Source organism: Flavobacteriales bacterium, assembly GCA_016779995.1.
Lineage (GTDB): Bacteria > Bacteroidota > Bacteroidia > Flavobacteriales > UBA7312 > UBA8444.
Map to the genome: position 1 here is coordinate 44,149 of JADHMO010000007.1, position 12,250 is coordinate 56,398.

General features: G+C 33.7%; 8 protein-coding genes and 1 tRNA gene. 6 read left to right on the plus strand and 3 right to left on the minus strand.

Annotated features, from left to right (window positions below):
- Window positions 1–7 precede the first annotated feature (7 nt).
- Window positions 8–1,051 carry a hypothetical protein gene (locus ISP71_05905; GenBank protein ID MBL6663624.1) on the minus strand — a complete coding sequence of 348 codons (1,044 nt, stop codon included), beginning with the start codon at window positions 1,049–1,051 and terminating at the stop codon, window positions 8–10.
- A gap of 123 nt (window positions 1,052–1,174) precedes the next feature.
- Here ISP71_05905 and ISP71_05910 point away from each other — a divergent pair, with 123 nt between their 5' ends.
- The 4 genes from ISP71_05910 (at window position 1,175) to ISP71_05925 (ending at window position 4,391) form a co-directional block, all read left to right on the plus strand.
- Window positions 1,175–2,650 carry a proline--tRNA ligase gene (locus ISP71_05910; protein ID MBL6663625.1) on the plus strand — a complete coding sequence of 492 codons (1,476 nt, stop codon included), beginning with the start codon at window positions 1,175–1,177 and terminating at the stop codon, window positions 2,648–2,650.
- Entirely contained in the window at window positions 2,650–3,321 is a 672-nt protein-coding gene (locus ISP71_05915) for a hypothetical protein (GenBank protein MBL6663626.1), read from the plus strand. The genes ISP71_05910 and ISP71_05915 overlap by 1 nt, the downstream gene beginning before the upstream one ends.
- A gap of 81 nt (window positions 3,322–3,402) precedes the next feature.
- Window positions 3,403–3,474: transfer RNA gene (locus ISP71_05920), tRNA-Glu, on the plus strand.
- A 95-nt stretch (window positions 3,475–3,569) separates the two neighbouring features.
- A complete protein-coding gene (locus ISP71_05925; protein MBL6663627.1) occupies window positions 3,570–4,391 on the plus strand; it encodes a hypothetical protein in 822 nt (273 codons plus the stop codon).
- Window positions 4,392–4,398: 7 nt separating this feature from the next.
- Here the strand turns inward: ISP71_05925 and ISP71_05930 are convergent, their stop codons facing one another.
- Both ISP71_05930 and ISP71_05935 read right to left on the minus strand, forming a co-directional pair.
- Complete coding sequence (locus tag ISP71_05930) at window positions 4,399–7,158, minus strand: PD-(D/E)XK nuclease family protein (protein MBL6663628.1); 2,760 nt, start codon at window positions 7,156–7,158, stop codon at window positions 4,399–4,401.
- Window positions 7,152–10,292 (minus strand): UvrD-helicase domain-containing protein, encoded by a 3,141-nt coding sequence (locus tag ISP71_05935; protein MBL6663629.1) that lies wholly within the window; start codon window positions 10,290–10,292, stop codon window positions 7,152–7,154. Before ISP71_05935 ends, ISP71_05930 begins: the two co-directional genes overlap by 7 nt.
- 144 nt (window positions 10,293–10,436) lie before the next feature.
- Here ISP71_05935 and ISP71_05940 point away from each other — a divergent pair, with 144 nt between their 5' ends.
- Together ISP71_05940 and ISP71_05945 are read left to right on the plus strand one after the other, a co-directional pair.
- On the plus strand, window positions 10,437–11,216 hold the full coding sequence (locus tag ISP71_05940; protein MBL6663630.1) for a hypothetical protein: 780 nt from the start codon (window positions 10,437–10,439) through the stop codon (window positions 11,214–11,216).
- Window positions 11,203–12,249, plus strand: a complete 1,047-nt coding sequence (locus tag ISP71_05945) for a c-type cytochrome (protein MBL6663631.1) — start codon at window positions 11,203–11,205, stop codon at window positions 12,247–12,249. The genes ISP71_05940 and ISP71_05945 overlap by 14 nt, the downstream gene beginning before the upstream one ends.
- Window position 12,250 lies beyond the last annotated feature (1 nt).

Consider the following 12,250-nt stretch of genomic DNA (forward strand, 5'->3'; position numbering starts at 1 on the left):
ATATATGTTATCTAGGTCTTCTTCCTGAATTATTAGAACCTCCTCTACTTGGCGAAGAATTTCTTGGCGAAGAGTTAAACGTTGGCTTAGAATAGGTTCTGCTGGGTTTAGGATTATTATAATCGTTAGGCTTGTTATCTTTGATTGGTTTAGAATAACTAGGTTTTTTATTACTAATAGGTTTAGGATTATTACTTACTGGCTTGCTATATGTTGGCTTATTAGACGGTTTATTACTAACAGGCTTGGAAAAATTAGGATTATTAGAAATACTATAGTTTGAGTTAACCTTATTATCTAAGTCGCTATTATTATTAGTGTAGCTTGGTTTTTTATTATCTAAGCCATTGGAATATTGAAAGTTGTTATTAGGCTTTCTATCAAAATCATTGACTTTGGTTGCTTGTTCAGGCACTCTATTTTTAACCTGACTTATGTAGCGATTAGCAAAAGTTTCTGGGGTCTTATTTTTATTATTTTCTCTAGGTCCATAATAGATACTGTTATTATCATACGAATTGTAGTATGTAGGGTAAGAATTATAGGCATAAATACCACCGTGATGATGGTTATAATGATGATGAGGATAAAAATGGTTGTAGTAAAAAGGATTGTAATAATAGGGGCTGTAAGCATAAAAGCTATAAAAAGGATCGTAATAATGTGGATTCCAAAAATTATAACCATAATATATACTCACTCCACAATGAGCCGGATAGCCTGAATACCAAAAGGAATTAGTATAGTAATTATTGTAATAACTAAAACCAAAAGTAGGACCATGAAAACGTCTTAAACGTGCAGAGTATCCGTAGTCGTAATAGTCGTCAGATGAATATTCGTCATAATAATTTTCTTCATTATCATCTGAATCTTGTACTTGTTCCTCCTCAAAAGATTGTTGCTCTTGTTCTTCTTTCTCTGCTACTTGGGCATATTGGTCAGCCGTATAATATATTTCATCTTTGAAACCTGATGAAGTTGTCTCGATAGTAATACAAGATGAAAAAATAAATATTAGAAATAAAAAAAGGAGCTGAATAGGTTTCATAATGTTACAATTTAAATGATACGTATAATCTTTAGGCAATTCATCAAAAAGTTTAATTTTGCTTAGCATTATAGATAACGCATTATTAACTGTAAAATTACAAACAAACTTTCAAATTAAAAAATGGCAAAGAATTTTACGTCAAGGGCAGAAGATTATTCAAAATGGTACAATGAATTAGTGGTGAAGGCAGACTTAGCTGAAAGCTCAGGTGTTCGAGGCTGTATGGTTATTAAGCCCTATGGTTTTGCCATTTGGGAAAAAATGCAACAGGAGTTGGATAGAATGTTCAAAGAAACTGGTCACTCCAACGCTTATTTCCCTTTATTCATTCCAAAGTCATATTTGAGTAAAGAAGCTGAGCACGTAGAAGGTTTTGCTAAAGAATGTGCCGTTGTTACACACTACCGTTTAAAAAATAGTGAAGACGGTAAGAGTGTCGTGGTCGACCCAGATGCTAAGTTAGAAGAAGAACTTATCGTACGTCCTACTTCTGAAACAATTATTTGGGATACCTACAAAGGCTGGATTCAATCCTACAGAGATTTACCAATTTTAGTAAATCAATGGGCAAATGTTGTGCGTTGGGAAATGAGAACCCGTTTATTCTTAAGAACAGCCGAATTTTTATGGCAAGAAGGACATACAGCACACGCTACCAAGCAAGAAGCCATTGAAGAGACTGAACAAATGATTGAAGTTTACGCTCGATTTGCAGAAGATTTTATGGCTATGCCAGTAATTAAAGGTTTAAAAAGTGCTAACGAACGTTTTGCCGGTGCATTAGAAACCTATTGTATTGAAGCCTTAATGCAGGACGGCAAAGCTTTACAAGCAGGAACCTCACACTTTTTAGGTCAAAATTTTGCGAAAGCCTTTGATGTGAAATTTACAAGTAAAGAAGGTAAGTTAGAACACGTTTGGGCGACATCTTGGGGTGTTTCCACTAGATTAATGGGTGCTCTAGTAATGACACATTCAGACGACAATGGACTGGTATTACCACCGAAACTAGCTCCTTTTCAAGTTGTCATTGTTCCAATTTACAAAGGTGACGAACAATTACAGCAAATCAGTGAAGAGGCTGTAAAAATCAAAAATGACTTAGAAAAAATCGGAATATCAGTAAAATACGACGACAGAGATACACACAAACCGGGATGGAAATTTTCGGAATACGAATTTAAAGGTGTACCCTTACGTATTGCCATAGGTCCAAGAGATTTAGAAAATGGTACTGTTGAATTGGCCAGACGTGATACTTTAGAGAAAGAAACGGTCAGCACTAGTGATTTGAGTAATAAAATTGCTAACCTACTAGAAAAAATTCAAGAAACTCTACTATTAAAAGCTCAAACCTATCGAGATGACAATACTCATCACGCTAAGGATTGGAATCACTTTAAAGAGCTTATCTCAAAAGATGCTGGTTTTGTTTATGCACATTGGGACGGTACAGGAGAAACCGAACAAAAAATTAAAGAAGAAACCAAAGCTACTATCCGTTGTATTCCTCTTAACAATAAAGCCGAAGCAGGAAAATGTATATATAGCGATAAGCCTTCTTCACAAAAAGTAATATTTGCAAAAGCATACTAATGGATTCATCTGAAAAAATCATCAATAGACTCACTAAGAAAGCTGCTACTAAACAAGAAGTTTATAGAGTATGTAAATCATCTTTTGAAATGCTAAAAGAGGTCGTTAGTGAGCTTTCAGAAGAATTGTCCAATAATGTGTCACCGGTGGACAAACATGTAGAAATTAAGTACACAGATAAAGGAGAATTTGAAATTGAGCTTAAATTTTCGGGTGACACCCTAATTTTTCACATGCACACCAATACCTTCTCCTTTGAGAAAAGTCATCAGATTTGGAATTCTAGCTACGTTAAAAAAGACGAATACAAAGCTTACTGTGGTGTTATAAACGTCTATAATTTTTTAAGCGATAGCTTCAAATACAATAGAATAAATGACTTAGGCTATATGATAGGAAGGCTATTTATTAATAAAGAACAGCACTTTTTTACGGAAGGTGATGGAAGAATGAGATTTTTATACAACAACTTTCAAAACGACGTTTTAGATAAGAATATTTTAAAAAATATCGTACACGAGTTAATGTTGCACGCTATGGACTTTGAACTTGTCACACCTTCCTTTAAAGATGTCCAAGTAGTTAGTCTAGATCAAATCAATCAAATGAGCCAAAATATGAAGCTCAAAACAGCCAAAAAACTAGGTTTCAAGTTCAGCAACGAAAAATAATTTCTTTTTTTTGTTCAACTTCTTTGTAGAAATACAAAAGATATTATATTTGCACTCGCCTTTTTTAAGGACTAATACACTGGCCCCTTCGTCTAGTGGTTAGGACGCCAGGTTTTCATCCTGGAAACAGGAGTTCGATTCTCCTAGGGGCTGCAAACCCACTCTACTTCAGAGTGGGTTTTTTTATTTTACCACTTTCTAATAGAATAGATTGATGTAAATTGCAAATTCCTTAACAACTGTTCGTAATGAAGACCATCATAAAAAGTATTCTTTTTATTTGTGCTATTCTTATCCTAATTGCATTCGTGGATTTCAATAATGATGAAGATAATAATCATGACTTTAGCAGCACTGATAAAATGCTATTTGCACATAGAGGCTTAGCTGAATTTGCTGAAAATTCTTGGCAGGGTTTCAAACAATCTCAAACTCTCGGTTTTAATTCCATTGAGTGCGATGTGCAATTCACCAAAGACAATAAACTCATCATTTTTCACGATAAAAATGCCAAAAGGTTACTAGGAATAGACCAGAACATAGAAGACTTGATATGGAGTGAAATCGAAACTAAAGCCATTATACACAACAACGAAATTAGTGAGCAATATGTACTATCTTTAGATGAACTACTTAGATTATCGTCAGATTTTCAATACCTCTATCTAGATTTCAAAACAACTAACAAAACCATTGCAGATAGCCTATTGGCTTTGATGGAAAAACATCAAGCATATGAACGTGTACTTCTTGCTGATGCCAACATCTTGTTTTTAGCCTACTTAAAGCATAAAATACCCCAGATTAAAACTGTTTTGGAAGGTTTTAATAAAGGAAAAGAATGGACTTATTACCTCATACCATCGTCTTTAAAACCAGATTATTTTGCTAGTTTTTTCTCAGAAGTAGATGACAAGCATATAAAGTTTTTAAATGAACAAAATTTAATGCCCCGTAAAGTAGTGTATGGTATTAACAAAAGTAATTACCAACAAGCTATAGATATGGGGTTGAGGCATTTGATAATAGACTACGACTCTAGTTTATCTTCTCAAATCACAGCTTACTAGATTATAATTACCTACCACACACCGATTTAAAATCGCACCATTGACAAGCATCTTTATTTTCAGTAGGATAAAATTCTTTTTCATCTTCTACTATGGTCGATAATAGAATTTCCAATTCTTCTTCGAATTTTTCCATTACTAAAGCGTCCATTTTGAGTATTGTTTTATCTAGCTTTACAAAGATAGGTCCATCGTCTAAATTTCTTAACGAATAGTTAGCAGCCGTAAAACTACTGTCATTCATTACAGTCTTGGCATACAAATAGGCGTATGTCATCAGTTGAAAGGCTTTAGCTTTTTTGGGGTTTTCTCTTAATTCTTGAAATGACTTAAAACTTAGGTCTTTTTGTTCAACTTTTCCCGATTTATAATCAATAATTCGCACAGAATCACCTACTCTATCTACCCTATCCACATTTCCAAACAAGTTAAACTCTATACCATTGACATTTATAGGGTAAGAAAGAGAACGCTCTACATCGGTAACAAAAAAGGATTCTTCACATTCAGATAAAAAATGCTGTTCAGCCTCAAAGTAATTTGAGGTAAGTCGTTGTGCTACTTGATACAACAAATGATTTTTACCGTGATTCATACGATCTCCTACTTCTTTTTGAAAACCTTCTGTTATAGCCATCAAAGTGGTATTCTTGATTTCATCTAACAATTGAGGTCTTAAAGGTGCATACAGATGTGGAGAGTAGGCTTCGCACAGAGCCTCGTGTATAATTGTACCAAAAGAATTGGCTTCCATAAATTCCTCAATCTCATCTTGTGGATATATTTTAGCGATGTATTTGAAATAAAATTGCAACCTACAATTTATAAAGGTAGTTAGGGCCGTTGGCGACACCCTTTTAGCTGCCCATTCCTCGAGTTTTCCTTTTATAGTTTCTGATTTATCAATGATAATAGGCTCTATTGAGTTTACACTATTAACCTCCGATTGCAAGACCTTTTCATTAATCTGAAGATGGTCTAACTCATTGATAATTTGAGTAATGAATCGGCTTTTTTCACCGCTTCCAAAATCATCGTTTTGGGTGTTATATATCAAGGAAACATGTTCTGCACGTTGAAGTAATCTATAAAAGTGATACCCAAAAATAGCATCTCTTTCTTCGTGTGTAGGCATCTTAAAATGCTTTTTCAATACAAAAGGAATAAACGAATTGACGGACTTACCAGCAGGTAATTTTTCTTCGTTAACACTCATAATAATAACATTCTTAAAGTCAAGTGTACGTGTTTCTAGCACTCCCATCATTTGTAAGCCGTTAAGCGGTTCTCCCATAAAAGCAATGGACTCTTTGCCTATGATTTGGAAAAAGATGGCTCTTAGCGTCTTTAAATCCATATCTCCTTTAAAATCTATCAAATGGTTTTCTAATATCTGAATGGATTTGTAAAAAGAAAATAAAATTTCAGATTCTACACTTGCCTCTTGCTTAACCAATTGGTTTTTTAATTTATCTAGCAAAAGCTTAATGTTATGAATGGCTAAAGTGGTATCCGACCAATCGCCCAAGATGAAAGCAAGAATATCCCATTGGCTATCATCGTTAACAACTTTTTTCAGAGAAGAAGTTGAAACAAAAACAATATTTTTTTTATTCAAATGGTGATTGATTGCCATCAATTTAGAGGAATCTATCAGACGGCTCAAATATGGATTTCTAAGAAGTTTTTGAATGTCTTTCGAATGGAATTTATTTTTACCGTATTGCTGTTTCTTCAACTGAGTTTTAAAGAGTAAATCAACCAAACTAAACAAAGGTGTACTACTTATTGGCGCACCCATGGTTATATTTACACTCTGAATTGAATCAGGCAAATTATTCAACACAGGAAATAATAAGTTTTCGTCTGCAAGTACTAGTGCCGTTTGACTATCAGTCAAATCTCCTTTAGGAAAGTTGGCTAACAAATGACCCGCAGTACGTGCTTGTCCTACATTCTTAGCGCACCCTATTATATCTATGGTTTTATCGTTTTCAAAAAAGCGACTAAGTTTAGCATTTCCCCATTGTTGAAAATGTTGTCTTAGAAAAAGTCCTCCCTCGTGTTTATCGTTTTCTACATAATGGGCATCAGCGTCCCAAAACAATTTAGCATTTTTATGAGTCACAAAGTGATTCACTATTCTGTTTTCAGCGGTTGTAAGAGCATTTAAACCAACAAACCAAACCTCATCAAAATCGTGTTTTAAATTAACTATAGAATCGGCAGCTTGACGATATGCCAAACCTTGATAAGCCAAATTATCTTTGAGTAAAGAAGCCTTAAATGTTGTATACCAATCATACAAATAAGCAAAAAACTGAACATATTTCTCTTGAAATGGAGTTAATTCAGCACTATTTAAACTCCATTGTTCTAACTCTTTAATATCTCTAAGGTTAGTCAATAGAGCTTGGGTATCAACCAAATATCTATCCATTTCATTGAAGTCGTACAATATAGTTTGACTCCATTTTAGAAATTGCTCAAAATTATCGTCATTATTATCTGGTCTATTGGCATCAAATATTTCATAGAGGCGAAACTGCAAACTCAAATTATCAATAGTATGTAGTCCTGAAAGCTCAGTAATAAAATCTTCAATCGAATAAATTTTGGGCAACCAAATGGGCTTAGAAATGTACTTAGACAAATAATGTTTTAGAAATACTATGGAACGTTTTGAGGGCAACACAACCGTTAGTCTGTCGGTATTACCTTTATCCAAAATTTGTTGAGCGATATGTTCTAAAAAAGGCTTTACCACTGTACTATTTTATCGTTTTCTTCAGTATAAATTATATATTTAGATATTTCATTAAAACCCATCTTTTTCAATGCTTTATAATATCCATCTACTTGATTTTTATGCTTTTCCATTTGAGAAGTCGAGCCCGTCTTGTAGTCAATAATTTTTACTTTATTATTCTTAATTAAAAGTCGATCTGGCACATAACTTTCGCCACTTTCTTGTAAAATAATTTGTTCAGTTTTCACTTCCCAATCTTCTAAAAAGAATGGTCTTAGCTGTTCATCATTTAGCAATTCCTCAACTCTTTTTCTAAGCTTACTTTTCATCTCTACTGATACTAAGCCGTTACGTTCTAATTTATCAAGTACTTCCTCCTTATCTTTTGGATAATGAATCTGAGCCAAACATTCGTGCAACAAACTCCCCCATTGTTGTCTATCTAAATTGATATCCCATAATTGATTGGAATTGTTCTTTAGACGAATGGTCTTCCTCCAATCAGATAAAGAAGAATAATTTAAATTAAGCGCCAAGTTATCAATGGCTTTTTTATCTGATTTAGGCTCTAACTTTCCTACACTAATTGGGAATTCATCTGTTGTACTTTGAAAGTAATAACCAATTAACTTACTTAGTGTATTAAAATCATCTAGGTTTTTATATTCAGCAGTATAGATGTATAACTGTTGCTTAGCTCGAGTCATAGCCACATACAGAACATTCAAATCGTCCATTATGGCTTTATTTTTCTCCTCTTTATGAATCTCGGCATATTCTGAACGTTCTAATTGCTGACTATTCTTCAATAATGCCACTTTCATTTTCTTTATTTTGCCTTTGGCATCAACCCATAACTCTTCACTTGCCTTACCTACCTTCCAATTAAAGGGAATAAACACTATTGGAAATTCTAAACCCTTAGACTTGTGTACAGTCATTACTTTTACGGCATCCATATCGTCAGGTACTACAATAGCTTCTTTATCTTGGTTTTTGTCCCACCATTCTAAAAATGCCACTATATCGTTACTATTTTTTATAGAGAACTTATGTATAGTATCTAGAAAATAATGAAGGTAAATATCTGTTGAAGAAAGTTTAAAGACATGTATTAATCGTTCTACCAAATCATATATAGCCAATTCCCAAAGTGCTTGTGGTTGGAAATCAATTCCTAAAGATGTAATAAAGTCATTAAATACACGTCTATCGCCTTTACCAATTGACTCCAAAACTTGGTGCAAGTTGTAATCATCATTTTCATTATTGTAGTATAAATAACTAATTATATAAGTTTGGGACACTTTATCCTGAGTATTATGCAAATATGCCAATACAGCTAAAATGAAATTCACATCTTTTGAGGCACTCAATAATAAAGCCTCATCTGATAAAACATTCACTCCTGCCCGGTTTAGACTTTCTGCTGCTTGACATGCTTCTTTTCCAGATCTACACAAAATAGCCATATCCTTAAAATCGTAATTCATAGACCTCAACACCTCTATCTGTTGTATAATCTTATCCATTACATCGGATTTAAAGCTTTTGGTATCAGGGGTCAAATCGATATGTATATACCCACCATCTTTCCCTTTAGGGTTTTGTTCGCTAGATTCATATATGGCTTGTAAATCTGGACTAATGATGCTCTTTAAATTATTAAAGAAAGCATTATTAAATTGTACTATCTCTTTATCACTTCTCCAATTGTCCGACAATACTTTTTCCTCAGCATTGTTCAATAAACTGTTATTCAATTCATCTGGGTTTGGCAATAATTCAGATTGAAAGATATGTTCTGGCAACTGAACAAATTGTTCTACCTCACCCCCTCGCCATCGGTAAATGGATTGCTTAGCATCGCCTACAATAAGGTTCTGATAACCCTCAGATAAAGAGTTATGAACCAAAGGCAATAAATTATGCCATTGCATTACCGAAGTATCTTGAAATTCATCTATCAAAAAATGATGATACCTCTCTCCTAACCTTTCATAAATAAATGGCGTGGGTTCTTTACGGATTATTTCCGCAATGGCATTGTTAAATTCTGAAATATGCTTAACGTTATTTTCTTCTTTAAACTGTTCCAATTCCTTTGACAACTCATTAAGCACTGCTATTGAAAAGATATTGTTTAACAAGAGCTTATTGAAAATATAATCCTTAAATCCTACTCTTAAATGCTTTTGTACATCGTCAAAAAGAGCGGTTAGAAAATCAGCGTGATTAATTATAATTTCTTTTTTATCCTCATCTACCGAATTGGCACACCATTTGTTATCGGCTACATTTTTCTGTAATGTGTCTGAAGGGAAGAATTTATCTGAAGAACGTTTTCTAAAATTATTAAAATAATTGTAAAATGAACCTCTCGTAAAGTCTTTTGGACCTAGATTGAAGGTTTTGCAAAAAGCTAAGAATTCCGTTCTTTTATTTAACAATATCTGTTCAAAAGCATCGATTTCTGATAATAAATCGTTCTTTACTTCCAAACAATCGGAAATACTTACATCATTGAGTGAACTAATAAACTTCTCAGATTTTTCGATAAATAAATGTTTAGCAAACTGTTCAAGAGCATTTTCAAGATTATAACTCTTACCTTCATCTGCCTTGCTCAAAGCAAATGCTACCAAAGCATCAGACACTTCTTTATTTGTTCCTATTCGACTAATTAAAAAAGATACTGTTGGTTGTATTAGCAAATCTTTATCCATCTCTACCTCAAAGGATTGAGCCATTTGCAAATCATGGGCGAAAGTTCGTACAATACGAAAAACAAACTTATCAATAGTAGAAATGGATAAATCAGTGTAGTTATGTAATATAGCTGTGAGAATCTGCTGTGAGCGAGTTTTGATTTCCTCATCGCTTAAAGAAGTATCTTCCTGTATGTGACTAAAAAATGAATTAGTCTTTCCTTGCCCCACTCCTTTTGACAAATCGGAAATGAACGATAATACCCGTTCTTTCATTTCAGAGGCCGCCTTGTTGGTAAAGGTGATAGCTAAAATATGTCTAAAATAACGAGGGTAAAATGTTTTACCATCACCAATCAATGCCATTCCTATGAAATTACGCACCAATGAGTAGGTTTTTCCAGAGCCAGCAGAAGAACGGTATATGTGTAGGTTTTTACTCATCGATTTGTACTCGCAAAATAGATAATTAAAAAGAAAAAAAATCTTAAAATCAGCAACATTTATTCACAATTTGTCCATTTCACAATTAATCATTTAACATCAACGTTTAAAATTTAAATCTAGATAATCGTTATATTTGTACCTATGAAGATTTCCCATATTTTTAACTTATTTTTATTCGGACTTTTTCTGACAATTTTCTCTTGTAAAGAACCTGGCTGCACCGATGCCAACGCTATAAATTATGATAGTGCAGCTAATGAAGATGATAACTCTTGCTTATACAACGGCAGCTTAAACATAGACTTCAGACTAGTAAATGGCAATCAAGCCTTTAGCAAATACGATACTATACAAAGCCAAGATTATAGTTTTCGTCTTGAAAAAATTAAATTCTACATAAGTAATTTACAACTCAAGTCTTCGGATGAGAACAAATTTCTTAGTGAAGTTCACCTCTACGACATAGATAATGCTAATTCCAAAAGTCTAACTTTTAACTTAGAAGAAGGAACGTTTGATAGCTTGTATTTTGATTTGGGACTGAATAGTGAACAGAATAGCACAACCCCTGCAAATTATGATGTGAACCATCCGTTAGGGTTAAATCAAAATACCTTTTGGGCTATGGAGCCCTCATCTTATATTTTTGTAATGATAGAAGGCAAAATGGATACCCTAGTGGGCGATGACTATTATCCATTAACCTATCATTTGGCTCATAGTGATTTGCTTAGAAATGTAGCTTTAGAAAAACCAATAAATATATCCCATGAAAATACAAACACCTTGGTAGTTGATGTAGATGTATCCAAAATTTTTGACTCTGTTGATTTATCTGAAGAATTACCACACCAAAGCACTAACTCTAAGCTAGCACAGCTATTAATGGATAACTTCTCTACTACCTTTGAAATTCAGTAAATACATATATCTACTTTTAACATTGATACTCTTTTCTTGTCAAAGAGATATCCCATATATAGAACCATTTGTTTACAATCCTACTTATGTAGTTTTAGAAAAACCTAAGGGCTTTCCACAAGCTAGTATTCCAGCAGATAACCCTATGACAGAAGAAGGTATTAAATTAGGTAAAAAACTTTTCTACGACCCTATTCTTTCAGGAGATAACACAATGTCTTGTGCTGATTGTCATTTTCAGGCCAATTCTTTCAGTGACCCCGTACAATTTAGTGTTGGTATAGAAGGTGTCTTGGGCGATATGAATGCTTCTACCATTGTAAATCCAGCATGGAACACTTCAAACTTTTGGGACGGCAGGTCTGTTACTTTAGAAGACCAAGCTTTTGGACCTGTTACGAGCTTTATAGAATTACATTCGCCCAGTTGGCAAGAGGTAAGTCGTAAGCTTATGGCAAACGACACCTACAAAAACATGTTTAGAGAGGCATTCAATATTGAAGTTATTGATTCAAATTACGTTGTTAAGGCCATTGCTCAATTTGAAAGAACATTAATTTCTGCCGATTCTAAATTCGATAAATTCTTGGATTATAGAGCAAGTCTTACCCCATCTGAATTGAGAGGTAAAGAAATTTTCACCACAGAAAAAGGGGATTGTTTTCACTGTCACTCCTACCCTTTATTCACAAGTAATGATTTCCATAACAATGGTCTAGACCCTGAATTAGAAATGGACAACGGTAGGTTTAATGTTACAAGAGATGTTAATGATAAAGGCAAGTTTAAAAGCCCATCTCTTAGAAATATCGAACTCACAGCACCATACATGCATGATGGTAGATTTCAAACCCTAGAAGAGGTTATTGAACACTATAATTTTGGCGGTCATAATTCAACTACTATTGACCCACTAATGAAAAAAGTTGGTATAGGATTAGGTTTGAGCCAGCAAAACAAAGTAGATTTGATAAATTTTCTAAAAACCTTGACAGATACAAGTTTTATCAATAATCCCAATTTTCAACCTTAGA